This is a genomic window from Pseudomonas sp. NPDC096925, from assembly GCF_044762545.1.
In the GTDB taxonomy this organism is placed as follows: Bacteria; Pseudomonadota; Gammaproteobacteria; order Pseudomonadales; family Pseudomonadaceae; genus Aquipseudomonas.
The window spans coordinates 146,272-172,701 of sequence record NZ_JBIWEM010000010.1 but is presented as its reverse complement, the minus strand read 5'-3'; the positions used below and the strand labels follow the sequence as shown (position 1 = coordinate 172,701).

The 26,430-nt window shown below is 64.8% G+C and carries 24 protein-coding genes; 7 read left to right on the top strand and 17 right to left on the bottom strand.

Annotated elements, in window-relative coordinates:
- Positions 1 to 129 precede the first annotated feature (129 nt).
- The 11 genes from cycA to cbiE all read right to left on the bottom strand — a co-directional run bounded on the left by cycA (position 130) and on the right by cbiE (position 11,429).
- Complete coding sequence (cycA, locus tag ACIQYU_RS23940) at positions 130 to 1,536, bottom strand: D-serine/D-alanine/glycine transporter (protein ID WP_063911884.1); 1,407 nt, start codon at positions 1,534 to 1,536, stop codon at positions 130 to 132.
- Positions 1,537 to 1,773: 237 nt separating this feature from the next.
- The gene (locus tag ACIQYU_RS23935) at positions 1,774 to 3,141 is read right to left on the bottom strand and encodes a PepSY domain-containing protein (protein ID WP_207828822.1); all 1,368 of its coding nucleotides are present in this window, start codon (positions 3,139 to 3,141) and stop codon (positions 1,774 to 1,776) included.
- A gap of 58 nt (positions 3,142 to 3,199) precedes the next feature.
- The gene (locus ACIQYU_RS23930; RefSeq protein WP_207828832.1) at positions 3,200 to 5,248 is read right to left on the bottom strand and encodes a TonB-dependent copper receptor; all 2,049 of its coding nucleotides are present in this window, start codon (positions 5,246 to 5,248) and stop codon (positions 3,200 to 3,202) included.
- Positions 5,249 to 5,314: 66 nt separating this feature from the next.
- Entirely contained in the window at positions 5,315 to 5,746 is a 432-nt protein-coding gene (locus ACIQYU_RS23925) for a DUF2946 domain-containing protein (protein ID WP_207828835.1), read from the bottom strand.
- Positions 5,747 to 5,769: 23 nt separating this feature from the next.
- Complete coding sequence (locus ACIQYU_RS23920; RefSeq protein WP_207828845.1) at positions 5,770 to 6,255, bottom strand: copper chaperone PCu(A)C; 486 nt, start codon at positions 6,253 to 6,255, stop codon at positions 5,770 to 5,772.
- A gap of 47 nt (positions 6,256 to 6,302) precedes the next feature.
- The gene (locus tag ACIQYU_RS23915; RefSeq protein ID WP_207828847.1) at positions 6,303 to 6,692 is read right to left on the bottom strand and encodes a DUF2946 domain-containing protein; all 390 of its coding nucleotides are present in this window, start codon (positions 6,690 to 6,692) and stop codon (positions 6,303 to 6,305) included.
- 145 nt (positions 6,693 to 6,837) lie between these two features.
- Positions 6,838 to 7,692 (bottom strand): SPFH domain-containing protein, encoded by an 855-nt coding sequence (locus tag ACIQYU_RS23910; protein ID WP_013974384.1) that lies wholly within the window; start codon positions 7,690 to 7,692, stop codon positions 6,838 to 6,840.
- Positions 7,693 to 7,718: 26 nt separating this feature from the next.
- Positions 7,719 to 8,156, bottom strand: coding sequence for an NfeD family protein (locus tag ACIQYU_RS23905; RefSeq protein WP_207828850.1), 438 nt, complete (start codon positions 8,154 to 8,156; stop codon positions 7,719 to 7,721).
- A gap of 252 nt (positions 8,157 to 8,408) precedes the next feature.
- A complete protein-coding gene (locus ACIQYU_RS23900) occupies positions 8,409 to 9,134 on the bottom strand; it encodes a cobalt-precorrin-6A reductase (protein ID WP_233687349.1) in 726 nt (241 codons plus the stop codon).
- A complete protein-coding gene (locus tag ACIQYU_RS23895) occupies positions 9,131 to 10,225 on the bottom strand; it encodes a cobalt-precorrin-5B (C(1))-methyltransferase (protein WP_343584271.1) in 1,095 nt (364 codons plus the stop codon). Before ACIQYU_RS23895 ends, ACIQYU_RS23900 begins: the two co-directional genes overlap by 4 nt.
- Positions 10,218 to 11,429: a precorrin-6y C5,15-methyltransferase (decarboxylating) subunit CbiE gene (cbiE, locus tag ACIQYU_RS23890; RefSeq protein WP_207828870.1), complete on the bottom strand. Its 1,212-nt coding sequence runs from the start codon at positions 11,427 to 11,429 to the stop codon at positions 10,218 to 10,220. Before cbiE ends, ACIQYU_RS23895 begins: the two co-directional genes overlap by 8 nt.
- A 226-nt stretch (positions 11,430 to 11,655) precedes the next feature.
- On the opposite strand from cbiE, the gene cobG reads away from it, so the two are divergent.
- From cobG to ACIQYU_RS23855, 7 genes are all read left to right on the top strand, one after another.
- On the top strand, positions 11,656 to 12,987 hold the full coding sequence (gene cobG / locus ACIQYU_RS23885; protein WP_207828873.1) for a precorrin-3B synthase: 1,332 nt from the start codon (positions 11,656 to 11,658) through the stop codon (positions 12,985 to 12,987).
- The gene (locus ACIQYU_RS23880) at positions 12,980 to 13,606 is read left to right on the top strand and encodes a precorrin-8X methylmutase (RefSeq protein ID WP_207828879.1); all 627 of its coding nucleotides are present in this window, start codon (positions 12,980 to 12,982) and stop codon (positions 13,604 to 13,606) included. The genes cobG and ACIQYU_RS23880 overlap by 8 nt, the downstream gene beginning before the upstream one ends.
- A complete protein-coding gene (locus tag ACIQYU_RS23875; protein ID WP_207828881.1) occupies positions 13,603 to 14,337 on the top strand; it encodes a precorrin-2 C(20)-methyltransferase in 735 nt (244 codons plus the stop codon). The genes ACIQYU_RS23880 and ACIQYU_RS23875 overlap by 4 nt, the downstream gene beginning before the upstream one ends.
- Positions 14,338 to 14,339: 2 nt before the next feature.
- The gene (gene cobJ / locus ACIQYU_RS23870) at positions 14,340 to 16,022 is read left to right on the top strand and encodes a precorrin-3B C(17)-methyltransferase (RefSeq protein WP_207828967.1); all 1,683 of its coding nucleotides are present in this window, start codon (positions 14,340 to 14,342) and stop codon (positions 16,020 to 16,022) included.
- A gap of 93 nt (positions 16,023 to 16,115) precedes the next feature.
- On the top strand, positions 16,116 to 16,796 hold the full coding sequence (locus ACIQYU_RS23865; protein WP_207828883.1) for a hypothetical protein: 681 nt from the start codon (positions 16,116 to 16,118) through the stop codon (positions 16,794 to 16,796).
- 80 nt (positions 16,797 to 16,876) lie between these two features.
- Positions 16,877 to 17,533 carry a hypothetical protein gene (locus tag ACIQYU_RS23860; protein ID WP_207828970.1) on the top strand — a complete coding sequence of 219 codons (657 nt, stop codon included), beginning with the start codon at positions 16,877 to 16,879 and terminating at the stop codon, positions 17,531 to 17,533.
- Positions 17,526 to 18,149, top strand: a complete 624-nt coding sequence (locus tag ACIQYU_RS23855) for a hypothetical protein (RefSeq protein WP_207828885.1) — start codon at positions 17,526 to 17,528, stop codon at positions 18,147 to 18,149. Before ACIQYU_RS23860 ends, ACIQYU_RS23855 begins: the two co-directional genes overlap by 8 nt.
- Here ACIQYU_RS23855 and ACIQYU_RS23850 read toward each other — a convergent pair.
- The 6 genes from ACIQYU_RS23850 to dusB form a co-directional block, all read right to left on the bottom strand.
- Positions 18,146 to 18,742 carry a MarC family protein gene (locus ACIQYU_RS23850; protein ID WP_207828887.1) on the bottom strand — a complete coding sequence of 199 codons (597 nt, stop codon included), beginning with the start codon at positions 18,740 to 18,742 and terminating at the stop codon, positions 18,146 to 18,148. The genes ACIQYU_RS23855 and ACIQYU_RS23850 overlap by 4 nt on opposite strands.
- Positions 18,743 to 18,919: 177 nt before the next feature.
- Entirely contained in the window at positions 18,920 to 21,691 is a 2,772-nt protein-coding gene (locus ACIQYU_RS23845) for a hybrid sensor histidine kinase/response regulator (RefSeq protein ID WP_207828890.1), read from the bottom strand.
- A 144-nt stretch (positions 21,692 to 21,835) separates the two neighbouring features.
- A complete protein-coding gene (purD, locus tag ACIQYU_RS23840) occupies positions 21,836 to 23,131 on the bottom strand; it encodes a phosphoribosylamine--glycine ligase (RefSeq protein WP_207828899.1) in 1,296 nt (431 codons plus the stop codon).
- A 135-nt stretch (positions 23,132 to 23,266) separates the two neighbouring features.
- Positions 23,267 to 24,874 (bottom strand): bifunctional phosphoribosylaminoimidazolecarboxamide formyltransferase/IMP cyclohydrolase, encoded by a 1,608-nt coding sequence (gene purH, locus ACIQYU_RS23835; protein ID WP_063911866.1) that lies wholly within the window; start codon positions 24,872 to 24,874, stop codon positions 23,267 to 23,269.
- A gap of 81 nt (positions 24,875 to 24,955) precedes the next feature.
- Complete coding sequence (gene fis, locus ACIQYU_RS23830; RefSeq protein WP_012274390.1) at positions 24,956 to 25,276, bottom strand: DNA-binding transcriptional regulator Fis; 321 nt, start codon at positions 25,274 to 25,276, stop codon at positions 24,956 to 24,958.
- On the bottom strand, positions 25,273 to 26,286 hold the full coding sequence (gene dusB / locus ACIQYU_RS23825) for a tRNA dihydrouridine synthase DusB (protein WP_075046490.1): 1,014 nt from the start codon (positions 26,284 to 26,286) through the stop codon (positions 25,273 to 25,275). Before dusB ends, fis begins: the two co-directional genes overlap by 4 nt.
- Positions 26,287 to 26,430 lie beyond the last annotated feature (144 nt).

Here is a 26,430-nt window from a genome sequence, read left to right as displayed (position 1 = left end):
GTGTGCCTAACGGCGGAAGGTGCGCAATAGAGGGGGTGTGCGAGGTGTTGGGGCGTCGGTTGGATCCAGTTTGGTGCCTGATGGATTTGTGTGCACAGGATTGGGGCTGCAAAGCAGCCCCCGAGGCCATCAGCCGTTACGCACAGCCGTGCGCGGATGGCGCTTGCTGCGCACCCCCTGATAGGTCACCGCCAGCAGCACAAACCAGATCGGCGTCACCAGCAATGCCGCGCGGGTATCTTCCTCCAGGCTCAGCAACACCAGGATGAAGGCAAAGAACACCAGGCACACGTAGCACATGAAGCGCCCGCCCGGCATCTTGAATTTCGACGCCTGGTGCAGCGCCGCTCGCTGCTTGCGGTACTGCAGGTACGACAGCAGGATCAGCGTCCAGACAAACATGAACAACACTGCCGAAACGGTGGTGATCAGGGTGAATGCCTCGACCACGTTCGGCACCAGGTAGATCATCACTGCACCCAGCAGCAGGCAGGTGCAGGAGAAGTACAGGCCATTGGCAGGCACCGAGCGGCCCGACAGCTTCTCGAACGCCTTGGGTGCGTCACCTTCCCGCGCCAGGCCGTACAGCATGCGGCTGGTGGAGAACACGCCGCCGTTGGCCGACGAGGCCGCCGAGGTCAGCACCACGAAGTTGATGATACTCGCTGCCGCCGGCAGGCCGGCCAGCACGAACAGCTCGATGAACGGGCTCTTGCCCGGTACCACGTCGCGCCAAGGTGTGACGGCCATGATTGCGATCAGTGCCAGTACGTAGAACATGATGATCCGCAACGGGATCGAGTTGATCGCCCGCGGCAGGGTGCGTTCCGGGTTCTTCGCTTCGGCGGCGGTGGTACCCACCAGCTCGATACCGACGAAGGCGAACACGGCGATCTGGAAACCGGCGAAGAAGCCCATCAGGCCATTGGGGAACATGCCACCGTCGTTCCACAGGTTGGCCAGCTGCGCGGTGCGCCCACTGGGCGAGGTAAAGCCGCTGATGACCATGTATGCGCCGGTAGCGACCAGACCGAGAATGGCGACGATCTTGACCAGGGCGAACCAGAACTCCAGTTCACCGAACATCTTCACGGTTACCAGGTTCAGTGACAGCAGCAGCGCCACGAAGGTCAGCGCCGGTATCCACTGCGGCAGCTCCGGGAACCAGAATTGCGTGTATGCCGCGATCGCGACCACGTCGGCGATGCCGGTGACCACCCAGCAGAACCAGTAGGTCCAGCCGGTGAAGTAGCCCGCCCAGGGGCCGAGCAGGTCGGCGGAGAAATCGATGAACGACTTGTAGTTGAGGTTGGACAGCAGCAGTTCGCCCATGGCGCGCATGACGAAGAACAGCATGAAGCCGATGATCATGTAGACGAAGATGATCGACGGCCCGGCCAGGCTGATGGTCTTGCCCGAGCCCATGAACAGGCCGGTACCGATCGCGCCGCCGATGGCGATCAGCTGGATGTGGCGGTTGGTCAGGTTGCGTTGCAGATGCTGTTCATCTGGCGCTGTGGGTGAGGTTTGCGTCATAGGCTGCATTCCGTTGAACGGTCGGTCGTCTTGTCAGAGGTAGCCGGCTAGGCTAACACGCGCGTTCCAGTTCGGGGCGCGACAGATCGACTCGACTTTTGGGTAGCAGTCTCATGCCTGTGCCGGCCTCTTCGCGGGTGAACCCGCTCCTACAGGGACCGCGCTGCCCTCAGGCCTGGCGCAGAACCTGTGGGAGCGGGTTTACCCGCGAAAGGGCCGGCACAGACAAAGCAAGGCTCAAGCGCTGGCCAGCACCCGGCCGCGCCTGACCACCAGGCTATCCACCAGCCACATCACCACCATGGACACCCCCACCAGCGGAAACATCAACCCCAGCACCAGCATCACCCCCACCGCCGCCTTCCAGCGCGGCAGGTCATGGCGCAGCGGCGGCACGCCCAGCCCGCCGGCCGGCCTGCGCTTCCACCACATCACCAGCCCGCTCACCGAGCCCAGCAGGATCATCAGGCACACCAGCAGGATGATGATCTGGTTGAACGCCCCGAACATCTTGCCTTCATGCAGCATCACGCCCAGCTCGGTGGCGCGGGCGACCGGGCTGTAGTCCTGCCAGCGCACATCGGCCAGGACCTTGCCGGTGTACTGGTCGACATGCAGGGTGGCGTCGTTGCGCGGGTCGTCGGCGAACACGGCAACGGTGAACACGCCATCGGCCGAGGTGGGCAGGGTGATGCTGTAGCCCGGTTCGACCTGGCGCGCGGTAGCGATGTCTTCGACCTGCTGCAGGCTTACCTGCGGCGCTGCCGGCGCGCTCGACATCATGTGGTGCCCGGCATGTTCGGCGTGTGCAGCGGACTGCGGCATCGGCGTGTTTTCCAACGCCCAGGGAACGGTCTGGCGGTGTGCGCTGTTGAGTTCACCCGCCTGCCGGTCCGACTTGGGCACGTCGTTCCACATGGCCGCCGGAAAGCGGTTCCACAAGTCGGCGTACTGCTTGCCCCACAGCCCGGTCCAGGTCATGCCGCTGACCAGCATCAGCAGCAACAAGGCCGAGCCCCAGAAACCGGTGACCGCATGCAGGTCGCGCCAGAACGGTCGGCCGCGTGCCGACAGCCGCGGCCACAGCACGCCAGCACCATTGCGCCCGCGTGGCCACCACAAGTAAAGCCCCGACACCACCAGCACGATGCCCCAGCCGGCGGCCAACTCCACCAGGCGGTCGCCGACCGTGCCGACCATCAGCTCGCCATGCAGGGCGCGGGCGATGGCCTGCAGGTTCTGCTTGCCATCCTGTTCGCCGAGGACTTTGCCGCTGTAGGGATCGACGAAGACGTTCAGTTCGCGCCCAGCGTCATGCACCACGAATTGCGCGCTGCGTTCGGCGTCCAGCGGCGGCAGGTACTGGCCAACGTGGCCCTTGGGGTAGGCCTTGCGCACCTCGGCCAGCAGCGCGTCCGCGCCCTGTCGGTGGTGGCCGGCTTCGACCACCATCAGCTCGCGATACAGCAGTGGGTCGAGTTGCGGCTTGAACAGGTAGATGATCCCGGTGATCGCCAGCAGGATCATGAACGGGGCCGCGAACAGCCCCGCATAGAAGTGCCAACGCCAGGCCAGGTTGTAGAAATTGATGCGTGTTCCTCTCATGGGAACCTCCTGTTTGACCAGCAGATGGGCGCGACCTGCGCCGCGCCCGTTGTTGTTGTCAGAAGCTGAAATCGACCTTGGTCCAGAAGGTCCTGCCTGGCTCGTTGACCGGCTGTGGATCGGTTGCCGGGTAGCCGAACCCGGCGTTCCCGGCCAGGTTCAAGTGCTCGGCGTAGGTCTTGTCGAACAGGTTGTCGACCCCCGCGCTGAGCTTGAGGTGGTTGCTCACCTTGTAGGCGCCATTGAGCGAGAACACGCCGAAGCCTGCGCTCTTGTCGTAGTCCTTGCCGACCACGTTGCCCTGTTTCTCGGCGATGCGGTTCTGTTCCGCCACCAGCCGCCACAGTGCGCCGACGCTCCACACATCACGGCTGTAGGTCAGGCCCAGGCGGCTTTCCAGGGGCGGCATTTGCGGCAGCGCTGTGCCATCGCTGCTGTTCTTGCCCCAGGCGTAGGCCAGCGTGGCGTCGGCCTTCCAGTTTTCCGTCAACTGGTAGGCCGCGCCCAGTTCGCCGCCCATGATGCGGGCGTCGATGTTACGGGCCCGGGAGCTCATCCCCAGGTAATCGAACAGGATGTAGTCGCGGATCTGCCCCACGTAGCCGGACGCCCAGGCTTCCATGCGTTCGTCGCGGTACTGGACACCGAAGTCGAGCTGGGTGGTCTTCTCCGGCTTGATGCTGTCGAAGGCATTGACCGAGCCCGAGGGGCCACCTGCGGAGAACAGCTCCCAGTAGTCAGGGAAGCGTTGCACATGACCGAGGCCGATGTAGGTGGTGGCCGGTAGCGCCGCCAGGTCGTGTTCGTAGCGCACGAAGCCGCTGGGCAGGGTATCGGCGCGGGTGTTGCCGTTGGTGGCGCTGGTCACGCGGAAGTCGCGGGCCGAGGCGCGGTCCAGGCGGGCACCGCTGATCAACCGGTCCTCACCGCTGACGTACCAGGTCAGTTCGCCGAAGGCACCGTAGTTGTGGAAGTCGGCGTCCTTGGTCCAGGCCTTGCCCTTGTGCGCGTCCACGCCCATGCCACTGCGCTTGCGATGTTCGTTGGTCTGCGCGTCAATGCCGCCGATCAGTTGCACGTCGGCCCAGCGCCAGGTGGCCTTGATGCGTGCGCCCATGGTGCGGCGGTCGACGTTGCTGACCATCGGCATGCCCATCATGCCGCTGCCCGAAGGCGTGCGCAGGCTGTAGTTGTCCATCACGTGGTCGGCGTAGTTGTAGTAGACCTGCGCCTCGACCTTGTCGAGCACCTCGCCGAGGTTGGACTTTTCAAACCGCAGGCCCAGGCTTTCGCGCTTGAACTGCGAGCCGTCCATGCCGCGCCCGGCATAGCGGGCCTCGCCATCGCCCTTGCCGGCGGTGAGTTCCAGCAAGGTGTCCTGGTCGGGCGTCCAGCCGAGGGCGACATCGCCGTTCCATTTGTCCCAGCGTGACGGCACGGTGTTGTCGCTGCCGTCATGGTAGTCGTCCGAGCGCGACTGGTTGCCGACGAAACGGGCGTAGCCCAGGTTGTTGCCGGCGGCGGCGTCCAGCACCTTGTCGAAGCGGCCGTTGGAACCGGCCAGCAGGCTGGCGTTGACCCGGCTGCCGAGGGTGCCGAACTTCTCCGGCTCGCGCTCGAAGAGGATGGTGCCTGCCGAACCGCCCGGGCCCCAGATCACGCTTTGCGGGCCTTTGATCACGGTCAGGCGGTCGTAGGTTTCCGGCGAAATATACGACGTGGGGGCATCCATGCGGTTGGGGCAGGCGCCCAGCATCAGGCCGCCATTGGTGAGGATGTTCAGGCGTGAGCCGAACATGCCGCGCAGTACCGGGTCGCCGTTGGTGCCGCCGGCGCGGATGGCCGAGAAGCCGGGGATGGTCTTCAGGTAGTCGGCGCCGTCGCTGGCCGGCACCGGCTGGCGCGGGTCTTTCGGGTTGGTGACCACGGTCAGCGGCGAGCTCGGGGCCACGGCGGTGATCACCGTCGGGCTCAGCTCGGGGGCGTCGTGTGCATGGCCTTCATGGCCAGGGTCGGCGGCCAGGGCCACGGGCGCGAGCAGCGAGCCGCACACGGCGGCAATGGTCCCACGCAGGGACAAGGCAAAAACAGGGGTGCAGCCGGACATAATGATTCCAGTCGATCAGTCATGAGTCAGCGCGAAGCCTCCTGGCTCCGTGCGCAAAATGTGGGTTCAGACGTTGATCGAGGAAGGTGGGGCGCGGCTGCGCGCGCCAGGGAATACAGCCTGCCGGGCATGGCCCTGGCGCGTGGGCGCAAACAGGTGGGTGGTGGGGACGACGCTGCCGGCGCTGAGCGGGCTGAGGGCCTGGGGCAGGGCCGGGCAGTTGAACAACAGGCTGCAGTAACCGCACTTTTCCCACATCACATGCAGCTGGCCATCGCCAGCCTGGCCGTGATGGATGTCGCCGCCATGCTGATGGGCAGTCGCCATCGGCATGTCCATCGGCATGCTCATGCCGGCGTGGTGGTCCATCGGCATCGACTGGGAAATCAGCGGGCCGATGAAGATCATCCACATGGCGAACAGGCTCAGCCATCCGCCACCGGCGCGCCTGCGGTCAGGGCGGGTGGTATGGCTGATGCTGTTGCGCGGCAGGCTCACGACGAGTGCCTTTCAGCAGGTGATCAGTGCGCGTGTTCGTGGGCTTGCGGCTGGTCCGTCGGCGCCTGCTTCTGCACGGCCACATCGACGGTGATATTGCCGGCCTTTTCGAAGTGCAGGGTCAATGGGAAGCGCTTGCCGTCGCTGAGCAGGCTGCGGTCCTTGGGCTGCAACAGCATCACATGGTAGGCGCTGGGTGCGAAGATCAGGTTCTTGCCGGCGGGCACCACCACGCTGGGCACCTGCTGCATCTTCATGGCGCCGCTGGTGCTCATGGCATGCTCGTGCAGTTGTGCGTCATCGCTGATGGGGCTGTCGACGCTGAGCAGGCGATCGTCGGCCTGGCCGTTGTTGTGCACCACGAAATACGCCGCGACGTTGGGCGCGTTGGGGGGCAACTGCAGTGACCAGGGGTGGGCGATGTGCAGGTCACCCACGCTGTATTCGTGGGCATTGGCAAAGGCGCCGGGCAGCAGCAGGGCGGCCAGGACGAGGGCGTGCTTGAGCATGGTGAATCTCCGTTTCTGTTCAGGTTCAGGCAGACAGCGTGATGAACTCAGGCCAGCGGAGAGGCACGGGGGTTGAGCGCCGGCCAGAGTTGGCGCGGCGTGGCGTGGTAGTCGGCAGGTGGCGGCAGCAGCCCGGCGAGCAGTAACGGCGGGTTGTGCAGCTGCGGCGGGTAGCCGGGCAGGGCCAGCAGCGGCGCGGCACCGGAGCAGCACCAGCAATTCATCATGCTGGCGCTGTCGTCGCTTTGCGTGCCGAGGTCGATCTTGGCCAGGGCCTGGACGTCGGCCTTGGCCTTGTTGGCCATGCTGGAACAGAAGGCCCCCCACAGCAGCTGCTCGGCCGGGCCCTTGGGCGCGGCAGAGGACAGCGGCATGGCCAGCAGGTTGAACAGCACTGCAAGGCAGGCTATCCAGGCAATGTGCCGACGTGGGGGCATGGAGAGATCCGGTCAGGAATCGTGGTGGGTATTGTAAGGCCGAGTATAGGTAAAAATGGCGGGGTGCGGTGAAGTGACGCAGGCCAGCAGTTGAAGCGGTGTCGCCTGCTTCGCGGGCGTGCCCGCGAAGAGGGCTGAATCAATCTCAAGCCTTGTTGCGGCCCATCAGCCCGCGCACGGTCTCCTGCAGGTCCGCCGGCAACACCACCACCTTGGCATTGCTGCTGCCCGCCAGGTTCTCCATCGCCCCCACATAACGCTCGCCCAGCAGGTACATCGCCGGCACGGTCTCGTTGCCGACCGCGTCCTTGACCAGCGAAATCGCCCGCGCCGAGGCTTCGGCCAGGCTGATCTGTGCCTCGGCATCCAGCCTGGCTGCCTGCAAGCGTGCTTCTGCCTCGAGAATCGCCGCCTGCTTCGCCCCTTCGGCACGGGTCACGTCGGCCTTGCGCTCGCGCTCGGCAGCCGCCTGGCGTTCCATGGCCAGTTGCATGTTCTCCGAGGGCTTGATGTCCTGGATTTCCACCGAGCGTACGGTCACGCCCCAGTCTTCGGTCTGCTCGGACATCGCCTCGCGCAGGCGCGCCTTGATCTGCTCGCGGCTGGACAGCGCTTCGTCCAGGTCCATGGCACCGACGATGGCGCGCAGCGAGGTCATGGTCAGGCTGGTGACGGCGAAGGAGAAGTCCTGTACGCCATAGGAGGCCTTCTGCGGGTCGACCACCTTGGCGAAGCACAGGGCGTTGGCGACGATCACCGCGTTGTCCCGGGTGATGATTTCCTGCTGCTGCACATCGAGGATGATGTCCTTGGTCGGCAGGCGGTAGGCAACCACGTCCATGTACGGGATGACGATGTTCAGGCCGGGCTTGAGCGTGCTCTGGTAGCGGCCCAGGCGTTCGACGACCCATTCCTCGCCCTGGGGCACGATGCGCACCCCCTTGAACACGGTGATCAGGACGAACAGGGCGATGGCGACGACGACGATGAGACTGGTCATGGTGCGAAATTCCTTTTAGTGCGGATTCAGGCCCGGATGACCCGGACGGTGTTCCCTTCGATGGCGGTCAGGCGCACCCGCTCGCCGGCCGCGATCTCGCTGTCGGCGATGCAGGTCCATTCTTCGTTGCCGAGGATCGGCTTCTGGAAGCGCACGCGGCCTTTCTGAAACTCCGAGACGCCAGCGGTCAGCAGCCCCACTTCGCCGATCACGCTCTCGGCGGTCCAGCGCACGTCGGGTTGCTTGCGCCGGAACAGCTTGAACCACAGCGCCGTGGTGACTGACGACAGCAGTACCCACAGCAGTACCTGCATATCCAGTTGCAGGCCGGGGGCGGCCAGCGAAATGAGCGACACCAGCACGGCACCGATGCCGAACCAGAGAATGAAGAACGTCGGCAGGACCAGTTCGAGCAGGGTCAGCGCGATACCGAACACCAGCCAGATCCACCATTGCATTTCCATATGGGTAGCGCCTTCCGGGGGGAGTGCCGAGTTTAAGGCAGCCGTGCGGCACCTGGCCACTTCATGGTCTGAAAGAAAAGTCCGAAATGGCTGTAAGAGCAACTGCCGTAGGCAAATGTATGAAAATTGCCGCGTCCCCTGTGGGAGCGGGTTCACCCGCGAACACCGGCGAAGCCGGTGCCATGCACCGCGTTGATTTCTTCGCGGGTAAACCCGCTCCCACAGGGATCTGCGGTGCGCTTACGGAATTTGTTATCCGCGCAGGCCGAGTGTCGCTGCCAGGTCGGTTAGCGAGTCGAACGCCCGGTCCACATCCGGCAAAGCCGGTCGCTTCAGGATCAGCACGGGTATCCCCAGCTCCCGCGCCACCTCCAGCTTCGGTTCGGTCGCCACGCTGCCGCTGTTCTTGCTGATCAGCACATCGATCCTGCGGCGCTGGAACAACGCGCGTTCATCTTCAATATGGAACGGCCCGCGCGCGCCAATCACTTCACAGCGGTCATTGCCAGGGCACGCCTCCAGCGCACGCAAGGTCCAGAACTGCTCCGGCGGTATCTCCTCCAGATGTTGCAGTGGCTCACGCCCCAGCGTGAACAATGGCCTGCGAAACGGCTTGAGCGCCTCGATCAACCCTGCCCAGTCCTCGACCTCGCGCCAGTCGTCCCCCGCTTGTGCCTGCCATGCCGGGCGGCGCAAGGCCCAGCATGGAATGCCGGCCATGCGTGCGGCGCTGGCGGCATTGCGGCTGATCTGTGCGGCATAGGGATGGGTGGCATCGATCAGCAACGTGATACCCGCCTCGTGCAGGTAGTGGGCCAGGCCCTCGGCGCCGCCAAAGCCACCGACCCGAACCTGGCATTGCAGGTCCTGCGGTACCCGGCCAATGCCCGCCAGGCTGTAGATGTGCTGTGGGCCCAGGCGGCGAGCGATGGCCAGGGCTTCAGTGACGCCGCCCAGCAGCAGGATGCGCCCGTTCATTGCACACCCGCCCGGCCGACGATGCCACCCTGGCGGTCGATGGCGAACACCTCCACCTGCACCTGCGCCGGCACCACGCTGCGGGCGAAGGCCAGGGCGTGGGCGCACACCGCGTCACCCAGGGGGATGCTGGCTGCATGGGCCAGGGCCAGGGCCTGCTGGCTGGTGTTGGCAGTAATGATCGCGGCCTGCAGCGCCTCGTCGGCGCCGATGTCCGCAGCCCAGCCGGCCAGTTGCGGCAAGTCGATGCTGGAGTGACGGCTGTGCAGGTCCATGTGCCCGGCGGCCAGCTTGCTGATCTTGCCGAAGCCGCCGCACAGGGTCAGGCGTGGCACCGGCACCTTGCGCAGGTGCTTGAGCACCGCACCGACGAAGTCGCCCATTTCGATCAGGGCGATTTCCGGCAGGCCGTAGACCCGGCGCATGGTGTCTTCGCTGGCGTTGCCGGTGCACGCGGCGATATGCGTGTAGCCGTTGGTGTGGGCGACGTCGATGCCCTGGTGGATCGAGGCGATGTAGGCCGCGCAGGAGAACGGCCGCACGATGCCACTGGTACCGAGGATCGACAGCCCGCCCAGGATGCCCAGGCGCGGGTTCATGGTCTTCAAGGCCAGTTGCTCGCCGCCCTGTACATTGACCGTGACCTCGAAGCCGCCGAGGTAGCTGCATTCGTCCGCCAGGCGTTGCAGGTGTTCGCGGATCATGCGCCGTGGCACCGGGTTGATGGCCGGCTCACCCACCGCCAGCACCAGCCCCGGGCGGGTCACGGTGCCGACGCCGGCGCCGGCGACAAAGTGGATGCCCGGTTCGGCCAGCAGGCGCACCTGGCTATAGAGCAGGGCGCCGTGGGTCACGTCCGGGTCGTCGCCGGCATCCTTGAGCGTGCCCGCTTCGGCGCCTTCGCTGGTGAGGCGGCAGAACTCCAGGCGCATTTGCACCACCTTGCCCTTGGGCAGGGTGATGCTGACGGCGTCGCTGCTCTCGCCGCCCAGCAGCAAGCGTGCTGCCGCCAGGCTGGTGGCGGTGGCGCAGCTGCCGGTGGTCAGGCCGCTGCGCAGGGGGGCGGGTTGTTCGCGGGTTTCTTCACGCATCGGCGGGTTTCACCACGTCCAGCAAGGTGATTGGCAGCGCCTGGCGCCAAGTGTCGAAGGCGCCCAATGGCTGGGCATGGGCGATGTGGATGCGGGTCAGCTCACCGCCGTGGTGTTCACGGAAATGCGCCAGGGCCAGTTCGCTTTGCAGGGTCACGGCGTTGGCTACCAGCCGGCCGCCGGGGCGCAGGTTTGCCCAGCACAGGTCGAGCACGCCTTCGCGGGTGACGCCGCCACCGATGAAGATCGCATCCGGTTGCTCCAGGCCTTCCAGCGCCGCCGGTGCCTTGCCGCGGACCAGCTGCAGGCCGGGTACACCCAGCGCATCGCGGTTGTGTTCGATGAAACCCTGGCGGCCTTCGTCGGCCTCGATGGCCAGGGCGCGGCAGGCCGGGTGGGCGCGCATCCATTCGATGCCGATCGAACCGCAGCCGGCGCCCACGTCCCACAGTAGCTCGCCGGGCTGTGGTGCCAGGCGCGCCAGGGTGATGGCGCGGACATCGCGTTTGGTCAGCTGGCCGTCATGCCGGAAAGCGCTGTCCGGCAACCCGGCCAGCCGGTGCAGGCGCGGGGCGTCGGCACCGGCCAGGCACTCGATGGCTACCAGGTTGAGCGCGGCGACGTCGTTGTGCGGCCAGTCCTGGGCAGTGCCGGCCAAATCACGTTCGTCGACGCCACCCAAGTGTTCGAAGACCCGCAGGCGACTTGGCCCGAAGCCCCGCTCGCGCAGCAGCGTGGCAATTGCTGCCGGGCTATCGCCGTCGTTGCTCAGCACCAGCAGGCGCACGCCGCTGTGCAGATGGGCATTGAGCGCTGCAAGGGGCCGAGCGACCAGCGATACCACCTGCACGTCGTGCAGCGGCCAGCCCAGGCGGGCAGCGGCCAGGGCGCAGGAGGAGGGCATCGACAACACGCGCATTTCAGCGGCGGGCAACTGCCGCGCCAGGCTGGCGCCGACGCCGTAGAACATCGGGTCGCCGCTGGCCAGCACGCACACCGGCTCGCCGCGCAGGGCCAGCACCGGGGCCAGCGAGAACGGGCTTGGCCAGCCCAGCCGCTCGCCGGCCACGCAGCGTGGCAGCAAGGCCAGCTGGCGCGGGCTGCCGAAGATCCGCGCAGCGCCCAGCAGCGCGCGCCGGGCCTGTTTGCCCAGGCCGCTGAAGCCGTCTTCGCCGATACCTACTACTGTCAGCCAGGGTGCCATGGATACCTCTTCAGACCCTGGGGCTGCTGTGCAGCCCATCGCGACACAAGGCCGCTCCCACAGGGTGTGGTGATCCCTGTGGGAGCAGCCTTGTGTCGCGATGGGGTGCGCAGCGCCCCCAAAATTTCTGCTCAAACCCGAATGATGCTCGACCACCGGCTTTTCATGCCGCCGGACAAAGCAGGCATAATACCGCGCCTTCTACACTCAAGCGCATTTTCACAGATTGCCGGACGCCCCTTTGACCCAGGCCCATGCCCCCCATGTATCGCCCCGTCCCTCGGCCTGCCCGGGGTTGTGGCGCATCGTCGGTGCCCGTGATGGCGGTATCTGCCGCATCAAGCTGCCGGGTGGCCTGCTGCTGGCCGACCAGGCCGATGCGGTGGCGGCGGCGGCCGAGCGTTTCGCCGGTGGCGTGATCGAGGCCACCAACCGCGGCAACCTGCAGATTCGCGGCATCGGTAGCGAGCATCGCGGCCTGGTCGAGACGCTGCTCGCTGCCGGCCTGGGCCCGCGTGATGCCGCCGGTGACGATGTGCGCAACCTGATGCTCAGCCCGCTGGCCGGGCATGACCCGGCGATGCTGCTGGACGCCCGTCCGCTGGCCGGGCAGATCCTCGATCTGCTGGAAGGCACCCCGCGTTTTCACCAGTTGTCGGCCAAGTTCGCCGTGCAGCTGGATGCCGGCGAAAACCTGGCCATGCTCGAACACCCCCATGATCTGTGGCTGTCGGCCCTGCGCCTGGAGCAGCGGACCTGGCTGGCGTTTGGCCTGGCGGGTTGCCCGGCAGACGGCCAGGTACTCGGTGCGGTGCCGGCGGAACAAGGCCTGGCACTGGTGCGTGCGGTGCTTGAGCGCTTCCTCGACCTGGCCACCCCGGCACAGTCGCGCATGCGCCAGTTGCTCGAGGTGTGCTCGACAACCGATTTCATCGACGGGCTCGGCCTGGCTATCCGCCGCGATCCCGCCGTGCTCGCATGGCGACGTGAACCGCGCAGCGTCTCGTGGCTGGGCGTGCTGCCCCAGGCGCAAGGGCTGGCCTTGGGCGTTGCCCCGCCGCAGGGTCGCCTGACCCCGGCCATGCTGCGCGGCGCCGCGCATATTGCCCGTGAACGGGGCGATGGCAGCCTGCGCCTGAGCCCCTGGCAAAGCCTGGTGCTGACCAACCTGCAAGCGCAGCACGTCGACCACGCCCAGGCCGAGTTGTCCACGCTGGGCCTGCTCTGCCACGACCATGAGCCACTGGCGCGCATCAGCGCCTGCACCGGCGCCAGCGGTTGTGCCAAGGCCCTGGGCGAGACCAAGGCCGATGCCGTCACCCTCGCGGCGCTGCTCGGCCCAGGCGTGCCCGGCAGCGTGCACTTGTCCGGTTGCCCCCGATCCTGTGCCGTGGCCCATGTGGCCCCGGCCACCCTGCTGGCCCGCGCGCCGGGCCGTTACGACCTGTACCTGCGTGATGCGCGCCAGCCGGGCTTCGGTGCCCTGCGCGCCACCGACCTTACCTTGAATGAAGCAGGCGCCATGCTCGACCTGCCGACGGAGCACCTTGATGATTGACTACATCCGCGATGGTCAGGAGATCTATCGCAACTCCTTCCGGATCATCCGCGAGGAAGCCCGACTCGAGCGGATCCCCGCAGACCTCGAAAAGCTCGCCGTGCGCGTGATTCACGCCTGTGGCATGGTCGACGCCATCGATGGCCTGCAGTTCTCCGAAGGTGCCGGCCGGGCCGGGCGCCAGGCGCTGCTGAACGGCGCGCCGATCCTGTGCGATGCGCACATGGTCGCCGAAGGCATCACCCGTGCCCGCCTGCCCGCCGACAACAAGGTCATCTGCACCCTGCGCGACCCGAGCGTACCGGGCCTGGCCAAAGACGCAGGCAATACCCGTTCCGCCGTGGCCCTGGAGCTGTGGCGGCCGTATCTGGAAGGCAGTGTGGTGGTGATCGGCAACGCCCCTACCGCGCTGTTCTACCTGCTGGAAATGCTCGACGCCGGCGCCCCGAAACCGGCACTGATCCTCGGCTTCCCGGTCGGTTTCGTCGGTGCCGCCGAGTCCAAGGCGATGCTCGCCGCCGACAGCCGTGGCGTGCCGTTCGTGATCATGCAGGGCCGCCTTGGCGGCAGTGCGATGGCCGCCGCCGCGGTCAACGCCCTGGCCACGGAGGTGGAATGATGGCGCCGCGTGGACGTCTGCTGGGCCTGGGCGTGGGCCCTGGCGACCCTGAACTGATTACCCTCAAGGCCCTGCGTCTGCTACGTGAAGCGCCGGTGGTCGGCTACTTCGTGGCCAAGGGCAAGCGTGGCAATGCCTTCGGCATCATCGAGGCGCACCTGCAGCCCGAGCAGACCTTGCTGCCGCTGGTCTACCCGGTAACCACCGAAGCGCTGCCAGCGCCGCTGTCCTATGAACAGGTGATCAGCGACTTCTACGACGAGGCCAGCATGCAGGTGGCCGAGCATCTGGATGCCGGCCGCGACGTGGCGGTGATCTGCGAAGGCGACCCGTTCTTCTACGGCTCCTACATGTACCTGCACGATCGCCTGGCGCAGCGCTACGAGGCCGAAGTAATCCCCGGCGTCTGCTCGATGCTCGGTGGCGCCTCGGTACTGGGCGCGCCGCTGGTGTACCGCAACCAGAGCCTGTCGGTGCTGTCTGGCGTGTTGCCGGCCGCAGAGCTCAAGCGTCGCCTGGCCGACGCCGATGCGGCAGTGATCATGAAGCTTGGCCGCAACTTCCCCAAGGTGCGCGAAGTGCTGGCCGAACTGGGCCTGGACGGGCGCGCGCTGTATGTGGAGCGGGCGACCATGGCCAACCAGAAAATCGTGCCGCTGGACCAGGTCGACCCGCAGTCGTCGCCGTACTTCTCGCTGATCATCGTGCCGGGTGAAAAATGGCAGGGCTGAACATGCACCGGGCGCCGGCGATCGTCATCCTTGGCCAGGGCAGCCTGACCACGGCGCAGCGTATCCAGCAGTGTTATCCACAGGCATCGATCCATGGCCTGGAAGGCCGGGTCGAGGGTGCCGACCTTTATTACACCGCGTTCGGCGATACCCTGCGTGGGCTGTACCAGCAGGACACGCCTATCATCGCCCTGTGCGCCGCGGGTATCGTCATCCGCAGCCTGGCCAGCCTGCTCAGCGAGAAAGGTGTCGAGCCACCGGTACTGGCCGTGGCCGAAGACGGCAGTGCCGTAGTGCCGCTGCTCGGTGGCCTTGGCGGTGTGAACGTGATGGCGCGCGAAATCGCCGAGGCATTGGGCGTTGCTGCGGCCATCACCACCAGTGGCGAATTGCGTTTCGGCACCTGCCTGCTGAACCCGCCGCAGGGCTATGCCCTGGCGGATATCGAGCAAGGCAAGCGCTTCGTCTCCGACCTGCTGGCTGGCGAGACGGTACGCATCGAAGGTGACGCGCCGTGGCTGCAGCAGGCGCAATTGCCTGCCAGTGAGGCGGCCCGGCGTACCATCCATGTGGGGCACCAGGCGCGTCCGGCCAGCCGTGACGAGCTGCTGATCCACCCACGTTCGGTGGTAGTGGGTGTTGCGGGTGGTAGTCTGGCCAGTATTCGTGCGGCATTGCAGCAGGCCGGCATCGCCGAGCCGGCAGTGGCCTGCCTGCTGGCCGACGAGCAAGCCATGGCCGATAGCGCCCTGCACGAAGCGGCACAGGCCCTGGGTGTTGCCTTGCGCTTTGCCGCCAAGGCGCATGATGTGGCCGGTATGGTTGCTGCGGCATTGCCCGCTGCGCAACTGATCGAGGTGGCAGACGTGGTCATCGCGGTGGCGCCTGCCCCGGTCGAGGTGGCGCAGGTTGGCCGTCGTCGCGGTCGCCTGGCGGTCATCGGCCTGGGGCCGGGTGCTGCCGAACTGATGGTGCCGGCGGTCAAGGCTGAACTGGCGCGGGCCGAAGATGTGCTCGGTTACGAAACCTACGTGCGCATGGCCGGCCCGTTCCGTGACGACCAGGTGCTGCACTGCACCGACAACCGTGAAGAGATGCAGCGTGCCCGGCATGCCTTCGAACTGGCGGCCCAGGGCCGTTCGGTGGTGGTGGTGTCGTCGGGCGACCCGGGTGTGTTCGCCATGGCGGCTGCGGTACTTGAAGCGCTGCACGAGTCCAATGACGCGGCCTGGCACCGGGTGGATCTCGAGATCCTGCCGGGGGTGTCGGCCTCGCTCGCAACCGCCGCCCAGGCGGGCGCGCCGCTGGGGCATGACTTCTGCGTGATGTCGCTGTCGGACAACCTCAAACCCTGGTCGATCATTGAAAAGCGCCTGGACCTGGCGGCCCAGGCCGACCTGGTGCTGGCGTTCTACAACCCGATTTCCAAATCCAGGCCGCATCAGCTCGGCGTGGCGCTGGAAGTGGTGCGTCGGCACCGTGACGGGAACACGCCTGTAGTCCTTGGCCGCGATATCGGTAGGCCGGGGCAGACGCTGAAGGTCGTCACTTTGGCCGAGCTGCTGCCGGAAATGGTCGACATGCGCACCATGGTCTTGGTGGGCTCCTCTACAACCTGCGTGTTTCCTCGCCTGTCGGGCGGGCTGTGGGCCTACACCCCGCGTTGGTACCCGTCGGCCAACTAGTTGCACCGGAAACCCTTCAGCGCGCTGCATCGTGGGCGCGCTGGCTAAGGTGGTTGCCCCTGACTCGGGGGGCAACCATCTAGGAGTTTCCACATGTCCGAAGAAACACAAGTCACTACCACCGACGCGGCCATCCTGGTCGAAGGCAACCTGCTGGCCTGCGGCGCAGGCATGTCTTCGCAAAGCCGGCATGACGTAAAGAACGCCTTCCACTTCGCCACTTTGGTGGCTGACAAATCCTTCGATGCCGAAAAGCAGAGCAGGGAGTGGTACGAGCGGTTCATCGATGTCATGCGTGATCTTGGCTTTACCATCCCCAAGCGTAGTTTCGAACTGGAAACCTCGGCGGAACTGTCTGTCACCGTGGGCGCTGTCGCTATACGGGCGATCGGTGTGGTGGGGAATGCAATGTTGGGTGGTACCAAGTTGGGTGAGCTGGCCAAGATGGCCTTCGACAAACTGACCACCGTCGAAAACGACGCCAAGGTGCTCGACCACAAACGCAAGAACCAGGCCAGGGGCATGGTCGGGATGGCGGCCTGCATCGAAACCGATAACAACGATGTGGTCATGGTGGTGAGCTGCATCCAGGCGTCTGCCCCGCAGCTGGATGATGACATCCTGGGTATCCAGTGGAAGCTGGACAAGACCCACTACTACGCCGGCACGGCTGTGCTAACCCTCAACACCTTCGTCTACGAAAAAATCCGCGAAACCGTGGAAAACAAACTCGGCGTGCGCAGTGTCGAGAACATTCTCCAGTACGACATCTGATTGCAGGGCGGCGTTGCAACGCCGCCTTGTTCGGCTATTTGTGACGAGGCAACACCATGGACAGAACAGCTGAACAACTGATGTTGATTGGCGGAACGGCACTACTGTATCGCGCAGACACTGGCCAGATTCAGTGTCAGGCCGCCTTCGACTCGATCCTTTACGCCCAGTTGGTGGCCAACAGGCGTGCGGGGTCACGCTTTGAGAACTATGAAGCCTGGTATGACGCCTATCGCGAGGCATACCGACAACTGGGCTGGATCAAGCTGGCCGGTACGCATGACCTGAAACAGTTGGGGCAACCCGTGCGCGGCTCGCAGATACAGCCACTTGAGGCGTGGCTGAGGATGCGTTCGATCCGCCATGAGGCTGTGCTGGCTGCAGTGAAGAGTGGCCTGAGCCGATCAATCGAAGGTTTTCGCCACCAGCTGAAGTTCAGCACGCAGGGTTCGCAGCTGGTGATCGAGCTTGGCTTGCTCAAGCCGGGGCCGACGCTCGACCTTTGCAGTATCACCCTGCAATTCGACGAGCCGATCGCCGGCACCTCGCGGGACATGTTGCTGGTCGAAAAGGCTCTGCAGGGCGAAGCCAGGTTCAATGGCGTTTCCTTGCTGCTGGATAACGTGCGTTTCCAACGTCAGCGAGATGAACTGCAGACATTGATGAAAACCAAGGATGCACAGGGGGAGTATCGGTTCGACCCTCATGCACCAGTAATGGGAGCACAACATGAGTGAAGCCATATCTGCTGTGATCGGCGCAGGGATTGTTTCGTTTCTGCCGGGTATTCCCACTGCGCAGAAAAACAAAGTGCGGCTTGCCCTGGCGATGGCTGAGCGGGCCACCGAGACGGCCTACAAGGAAGGGCTGATCCAGGACTGGTTGGCCTACTACCGCAACCAGCTGAAATTCATGGGCTGGGACGCAGTTTCTGCCGAGCAGGTGCACTGGCCTGAGGAGGGCCGTGCCAGGCAAACCGACAAGGTGCTTGAAACCATTGCCGCAACCGCCGGCGATCATTTTGCCTCGGCAAGCAGCCAGTCCATGCGCAAGCTGTTGACCAAGCCGCCGGTTCTGCAATCGCTTGAGCGCTGTGCCTACGAGCGGCAGCATTTTCAATTGCTGCCCTGCGCGTCTGCTGGGGCGAATCGTGTCGACATGGTGCTGTATCACGAAACGGACAATCGTTCGGCGTTCCGGGCGGGCTTCATCAGCCACAAACGCAGCCTCAAGAATGTGCGAGCGGAGTTGATACGCTTCAACATCCTGGCTTTCGAGCAGAGTTTCTTGCCCAAGGTTCGGGATCGCGTCGTTCAGGTCTCCCTGCAGCGCATACTGGATTTCGACATCTAGGGCGCGAGGTAGCCTTTGATACCGGTGAAGATGATCTGCGCAGCCAGGGCGCAGACGAACAGCCCCATCAGCCGGCTGACGATCTGCAGGCCCTGGTCGCCAAGGATGCGCTCGATGCGGTGCGAGAGGTACAGCACCAGGCCCACGGTGAAGCTGGCCAGGGCGATGCTGATGATGGCCAGCACCTTGTCGTCCCAGTGCGGGTGGCCGACGCCCATTACCAGCAGTGCACCGATGGTGCCCGGGCCGACGGTCAGCGGGATGGTCAGCGGCACGATGGTGACATCCTGTTGCACGTTGTCGGCCTGAACCGCGGACTTGCCTTGGGCCATGCCCAGTGCCGAGATGAACAGCACGCTGCCGGCGCCGATGCGGAACGCGTCGGCGGTGATGCCGAAAATGCCGAATATCGCCCGCCCGAACAGGTACAGCAGGACACTGGCGATGAGCGCGGCGATGGCCACCTTCCAGGCCAGCTGCTTGCGCTCCTTGCTGGAATGACCGCGGGTCAGGCTGATGAAGCACGACAGCACGAAGAACGGGCTGTAGAGCACGAGCATTTTCAGGTAGACGCTGAACAACTCATGGAGCATGGGGGCTAGTCCAGGCAGTTATGGCTGGGCAGAGTTTATCAGCAGATTCTGTTGATAGCCTGTGCCGGCCTTTTCGCGGGTGAACCCGCTCCCACAGGGATAGCATTGCCTTCAGGCCTTATGCAGTACCTGTTGGAGCGGGTTCACCCGCGAAGAGGCCGGCACAGGCGCCTCAGATCAGGAACTATGCACCGGATCCACCTTGGCTTCCCGCTGGTTGGCCCAGTACTGGATCAGCTCTCGCAACTGCGACAGTTCCACCGGCTTGGCCATGTGCCCGTCCATGCCCGCAAGGCGGGCGCGTTCCTTGTGTTCGGCAAGTATGTGCGCGGTCAGCGCCACCACCGGGGTGCGCTGGCGCTGGTTGGCAGTTTCCCAGGCACGCAGCTGCCGAGTGGCCGAGAAACCGTCCAGGACCGGCATCTCGCAGTCCATCAGCACCAGGTCATAGTGCTGCGCCTTCATCGCCTGCAAGGCCTCTTCGCCATTGCTGGCGGTGTCGGGCTCGAGGTTGAGCTTGCCGAGCATGCCGCGGATCACCTTGGTCGAGATGCTGTTGTCCTCGGCGACCAGCACACGGAAATCGCCGGGCAGGTCCAGTGCCTGGGGGATGCCGGGCAAACTGGCTGGTACGGCTTGCTCGCGGCCACGCTGGGCCATTTCTTCAGCCAAGGTGGTTTTCAACGTGTAGCCAGCCACCGGCTTGGCAAGGATCCGCTTGACCCCGGCGTTGCGCGCAATAATCTTGCTCGGCGCATTGCTGATGCCGGTGAGCATCACCACCAGGATGTCGTGGTTCAGGCTCGGGTCTTCCTTGATCTTGGCGGCCAGCTGCATGCCGGTCATGCCGGGCATGTTCTGGTCCAGCAGCACGGCATCGAAGTAGTCGCGCAGGTGGGCCTTGGTGCGCAGCAGGGCCAGCGCTTCCTTGCCCGATGGCACCGCACTGACGTTCATGCCCCAGGCGCTGCACTGCTGCACCAGTACCTTGCGGCAGGTGTCGTTGTCGTCCACCACCAGGACGCGGGCATCACGCAGCGGGCCGTCGAGGTCGGCCGGTGGCTGTTCCAGGCGTGAAGGGTCCAGCGGCAGGGTCAGCCACAGGGTGTTGCCCATGCCGGTACTGCTCTTGATGCCGAACTCGCCCTGCATCAGGCCGATCAGCTGCTTGGCGATGACCAGGCCCAGGTGGCCGCCCAGCTTGTTGCTGGACAGGAAGTGGTGGCTGTGCAGCTCGGCCTGCAGCAAGGCTTCGCGCTCGGCGGCGGGCAACGGTTCGCCGCTGTCCTGCACGGCGATGCGCAGGCGCGGTAAATCGCCGCGCTGGTCCAGCGCCACCACCAGCAGGATCTCGCCCTGGTCGGTGTTTTTCAGGGCATTTTCCAGCAGGCTCGACAAGGCCTGGCGCAGGCGCGTAGGGTCGCCGCTGATCACCCGGGGTACTTGCGGTTGGGTGAAGCTGATCAGCTCGATGTTCTGCTGCTCGGCCTTGGCACGGAAGATGTTCAGGCAATCCTCGATCAGCGCGTTGAGGTCGAACTGCACGTCATCCAGCTCGATCTGCCGGGATTCCAGCTTGGAAATGTCGAGAATTTCGTTGATCAGCGTGAGCAGTTCGTTGCCGGCGCTGTGAATGGTCTGCACGTAGTCGCGCTGCTTGACCGACAGCGGCGTGCCCAGCAGCAGCTCGGTCATGCCCAGCACACCGTTCATGGGGGTGCGGATTTCGTGGCTGATCTTGGCCAGGAACTCGGCCTTGGCATTGATTTCGGCATCGCTGGCGGCCAGGGCGCGGCTGGCGCTGAAGCGCTCTTCGCTCATGCGCCGCAGGCGTTCGCTGACCGCCAGGTTGAGCAGCAGGCCGCTGGTCACGGTCAGGCCCAGCAGGATGCACAGCAGCCAGGGCGTTGGAGTGCGGGTCAGGCCCAGCAGCGCCGGCAGCAGCACCAGGCCCCCCAGGTTGAACACCACCATGGCCAGGCTGAACAGGCGTGCGGGGGCATAGCCCTTGTACCAGTGGTAGCTGCTGACGAGCAGCATGCTCACGCTGCCCAGGGCCATCAGGGCGTAGGTCATCAGGTTGAGGGGCAGGGTGTCGACGAACAGCAGCACCAGCCCGCTGACCCCGACCACCAGCATTTCGCCCTGCAGCAGGCGGTTAAGCCGAGGCGAATTGCAGGGCGAGAAGAAATGCTGGGTGAAATACAGCCCGGCCAGACCGGCCAGGACCAGCGTCAGGTACGCGGCGGGCGTTTGCGCGCTGTGCCACACGTGCCACCAGGGGCCGCTGAGGTTCAGCAGGATCAGGCCGCTGAGCAGCATCAGGCCGTGGTACAGCGCCAGGATCAGGGTGGTGCTGGAACGGCTGTAGAGGAAGCGGATCAGGTTGTGCATGATCAGCATCACCAGGCCGCCGAACAGCATGCCGAACAGCAGTGGCTGGCGCTGGTCGGAGGCGGCCACGGCCGCGGGTTCCAGGCTGATGGCCGGGCGCAGCTGGTGCTCGGAAACCAGGCGCAGGTAGATATCCAGGGGTTGTTTGCTGTTGGGCAGGGGCAGTACATGGTCGCTGCCACGCAGGGTCGGGCTGGCATTGCCTGCCTGGCGCCCGTGGTGCAGCTGACGCAGAAGTCGGTCGCCCTCGAGGGCGTAGAGGTCCAGGCCTGACAGGTCTGGGGCGAATACCCGCAGCAGTTGTTCCTGCTCGCCGGGTTCCAGGCGGTAGTGCAGCCACAGGGCCTGTTCCGCAGGGGCGGCATCCAGGTCGGCGAGAGCCATCGGGCTGAACTGGTTGCGGTAACGCTCGGAGCGCACGTCGCTCAGTTGCAGATTGGCCTGTTCGTCAAGCAGAACGGCCCAGCCTCCGTCATGTTCGGCCGCAGCCGGAAACATGCAGAGCAAGGTCAGCAAGCTGACGATCAGAGCTGAGGCGATCCGAAGCCGACGCACTACGAAATCCCTTCTTAGCCAAAGTGCCGGGTATTAACTATGCGCGGCGCGCCAAGTCGAAGGCAAGGCCCCTTTGGGCCCTGTCGACGAGCCGGATGCCGCAGGCGCAAGGTACTGTGGCGCGCTGCGGCAATCCGGTAGAACTTACTGCTGGTGCTCACCGCGCTCGCGGGCGATGGCCCGGTAGCCGATGTCGGTGCGGTAGAAGCTGCCGTTCCAGCTTACTTCCTTGGCCAGGCGATAAGCCTGCTGCTGCGCGTCGGCAACGGTGCTGCCCATGGCGGTGGCACACAGAACGCGGCCGCCGTTGGTGACCACTTGGCCATCCTTGAGCGAAGTACCGGCATGGAACACCTTGCCTTCGATCTTCGCGGCAGCGTCCAGACCGTTGATTACGTCGCCCTTGGCGTAGTCGCCCGGGTAACCGCCGGCAGCCAGCACCACGCCCAGGCTCGGGCGCGGGTCCCACTGCGCTTCGACCTTGTCCAGCGCCTTGGCGAATGCGGCCTCGACCAGCAGTACCAGGCTCGACTCCAGGCGCAGCATGACCGGCTGGGTCTCTGGGTCGCCGAAGCGGCAGTTGAACTCGATGACCTTGGGGTTGCCCGCCTTGTCGATCATCAGGCCGGCGTAAAGGAAGCCGGTGTAGACGTTGCCTTCCTCGGCCATGCCGCGCACGGTCGGCCAGATCACCTGGTCCATCACGCGCTGGTGCACTTCGGCGGTGACCACCGGGGCAGGGGAGTAGGCACCCATGCCGCCGGTGTTCGGGCCGGTGTCCTGGTCGCCGACGCGCTTGTGGTCCTGGCTGGTGGCCATGGGCAGCACGTTCTGGCCGTCGACCATGACGATGAAGCTGGCTTCCTCGCCGTCGAGGAACTCCTCGATGACCACGCGGGAACCTGCATCGCCGAAAGCGTTGCCGGCCAGCATGTCACGTACGGCGGCTTCGGCTTCTTCCAGGGTCATGGCGACGATCACGCCCTTGCCCGCGGCCAGGCCGTCGGCCTTGATCACGATCGGCGCGCCTTTTTCCTGCAGGTAGGCCAGCGCCGGCTCGATTTCGGTGAAGTTCTGGTAGTCGGCGGTCGGGATCTTGTGACGCGCCAGGAAGTCCTTGGTGAAGGCCTTGGAGCCTTCCAGCTGCGCCGCGCCCTTGGTCGGGCCGAAGCAGTCCAGGCCGCGGCTGCGGAACAGGTCGACCACGCCGATGACCAGCGGCGCTTCCGGGCCGACGATGGTCAGGTCGACGTTCTTCTCGGCGAAGTCAGCCAGTTGCTCCAGGGCGCACACGTCGATGGCGACGTTCTCGCACTTGGCTTCAATGGCGGTGCCGGCGTTGCCCGGGGCAACGAAGACTTTCTCGACGCGTGGATCCTGGGCGACTTTCCAGGCCAGGGCGTGCTCACGGCCGCCGCTGCCGATGATCAAAACTTTCATGTCAAAACCTCTGTTTGGCGGCAGTCCTCGTACCTTGTGGGAGCGGGCTCACCCGCGAATGCGGCGGTGAATCCAACATCGCATTCGCGGGTGAACCCGCTCCCACAGGGGCCGAGGATCGGCCGGCCATCTTGATTAGTGGCGGAAGTGGCGCATACCGGTGAAGACCATCGCGATACCTGCCTCGTCGGCAGCGGCGATGACCTCGGCATCACGCATCGAACCACCTGGCTGGATCACGGCGCTGATACCCACTTTAGCCGCATTGTCGATGCCATCACGGAACGGGAAGAACGCATCCGATGCCATGACTGCGCCCTGCACCTGCAGGCCGGCATGCTCGGCCTTGATTGCAGCAATGCGTGCGGAGTTGACGCGGCTCATCTGGCCGGCGCCGACGCCGATGGTCTGGCGCTGCTTGGCGTAGACAATGGCATTGGACTTGACGAACTTGGCCACTTTCCAGGCAAATACCAGGTCGTGGATCTCTTGCTCGGTCGGTGCACGCTTGGTGACGATCTTCAGGTCATCGGCAGTGATCATGCCGATATCGCGGCTCTGCACCAGCAGGCCACCGTTGACGCGCTTGAAGTCCCAACCGGCAGCGCGCTCGGCTGGCCACTCGCCGCATTCCAGCAGGCGTACGTTCTGCTTGGCGGCAACCACGTCGCGGGCAGCCTGGGAGATTTTCGGCGCGATGATCACTTCGACGAACTGGCGGTCGACGATGGCCTTGGCGGTTTCGCCGTCCAGCTCGCGGTTGAAGGCGATGATGCCGCCGAACGCCGACTCGGTGTCGGTGGCGTAGGCCAGGTCGTAGGCCTTGCGGATGCCGCCTTCGTCTTCAGGCACCACGGCCACGCCGCACGGGTTGGCGTGCTTGACGATGACGCAGGCCGGCTTGACGAAGCTCTTCACGCACTCCAGTGCGGCGTCGGTGTCGGCCACGTTGTTGAACGACAGTTCCTTGCCCTGCAGCTGGATGGCGGTGGAAACGCTGGCTTCGCCTTTTTTCGCTTCTACGTAGAACGCCGCGCTCTGGTGCGGGTTCTCGCCGTAGCGCATTTCCTGGGCCTTGACGAACTGGCTGTTGAAGGTGCGCGGGAATTCGCTGCGGCCTTCAGTGCTCAGGGTCTCTTTGGCCTGGTCGATGGTGCCCATGTAGTTGGCGATCATGCCGTCGTAGGCAGCGGTGTGCTCGAACGCCTTGAGCATCAGGTCGAAGCGCTGGGCGTAGGTCAGGCCGCCGGCCTTGAGGCCTTCGACGATGCCGGCGTAGTCGCTGGCGTTGACCACGATGGCCACGTCCTTGTGGTTCTTGGCAGCCGAACGGACCATGGTCGGGCCGCCGATGTCGATGTTCTCGATGGCGGTCGGCAGGTCACAGCCAGGTTTGGAAATGGTCGCTTCGAACGGGTACAGGTTGACCGCTACCAGGTCGATCGGCTTGATGCCGTGCTCGTTCATGATGGCGTCGTCGGTGCCGCGGCGGCCGAGGATGCCACCGTGGATTTTCGGGTGCAGGGTCTTGACCCGGCCATCCATCATTTCGGCGAAGCCGGTGTAGTCGGCCACTTCCACCGCGTTGACGCCGTTGTCCTTGAGCAGCTTGTAGGTGCCGCCGGTGGACAGGATCTCGACACCGAGCTGCTGCAGCTCACGGGCGAATTCGAGGATACCGGTCTTGTCGGAGACGCTGATCAGGGCGCGGCGGACTGGCAGGCGGGTAGTCTGGTCGGTCATTTCGGGTTCCAATAACGCGGTGGAGTCAGCAAAAAAGGCGCCTCTGTTCAGGGAGCCGCCTTTTCTGGTTGGGATTCTGGCTTACAACAAATCGTACTGCTTGAGCTTCTTGCGCAGGGTGCCTCGGTTCAGCCCGAGCATCTCGCTGGCCTTGGTCTGGTTGCCCTTCACGTAGTTCATCACGCTTTCGAGCAGGGGCGCCTCGACTTCGGAGAGCACCAGGTTGTACACGTCCGTCACGGTCGCGCCTTCCAGGTGGGCGAAGTAGTTGTGCAGCGCCTTCTCGACGCTGTCGCGAAGGGTCTGGCCCTCTTCGCTCGGCGTATTGAGGTGCTGTTTCAGGTTGGCGTTGTCGCTCACGGGCGTTGTTCCACTCACAAATGTCTCGGTCATCATCGTCATGCGGCCACCCCTTGTCCGTCCTCTGTCTCAAGGCTCTGTCGACGTTCGCTGAAAAACGCGCGAACGTTGGCGCACTGCGCTTGTGTGTCTTCCAAAGCGTTGAACCGGGAGCGAAACTCCTTGCCGCCGGGTCGTGTTGCCAGATACCAGCCAACGTGCTTGCGGGCGATACGTACGCCCATCACATCGCCATAGAAGGCATGCAGCGCGGCCAGATGTTCCAGCAGGATGCGTTCCACTTCGTCCAGCTGCGGCGCTGGCAGGTGTTCACCAGTGCGCAGGTAATGCTCGATCTCGCGAAAGATCCATGGCCGCCCCTGGGCGGCCCGGCCGATCAACAGGCCATCGACCCCGGTGGCGTCCAGCACCGCCCGGGCTTTTTCTGGCGAGGTGATATCGCCGTTGGCAAAAACCGGGATCGACACCGCCTGCTTGATGGCAGCGATGGTGTCGTATTCGGCTTCGCCGGTGTACAGGTCGGCGCGTGTGCGGCCATGCACCGCCAGCGCCTGGATGCCGGCCTGCTCGGCGATCCTCGCCACGTTCAGGCCGTTCTTGTTCGCCCGGTCCCAACCGGTGCGGATCTTCAGGGTCACCGGGACGTCCACGGCGCCGACCACGGCGTGGAGGATCTCGCTGACCAAGGCTTCATCTCTCAATAAAGCAGAGCCTGCGGCTTTGTTGCAGACTTTTTTTGCCGGGCAGCCCATGTTGATATCAATGATCTGGGCGCCTGCTTCGACGTTGGCCTGTGCCGCCGCTGCCATCATCTGTGCATCACCACCGGCGATCTGCACCGAGCGTGGCTCGGGATCACCTTCATGGATGCGGCGCAGGCTCGACTTGCGGCTGTTCCACAGGCTCATGTCGCTGGAGACCATTTCCGACACCACCATGCCGGCGCCCAGGCGCTGGCAAAGCGTACGGAAAGGTTGGTCCGTGACCCCGGCCATGGGCGCGAGGATCAGGTTGTTGCGTAGTGTGTATGGGCCGATGCGTACCGCCGACATAGGTGATCCCTGTTGTGGGGCCGAATCTTGGAGTTCGAAAAAGGGTTGGCATGATACCCGCTCTCGATGACCGGATAAAGATGGATTTGGATAAAATCTGAACAGCTGTCGGCTTATGACATTTGGTGTGGGCGAGGATGCAGG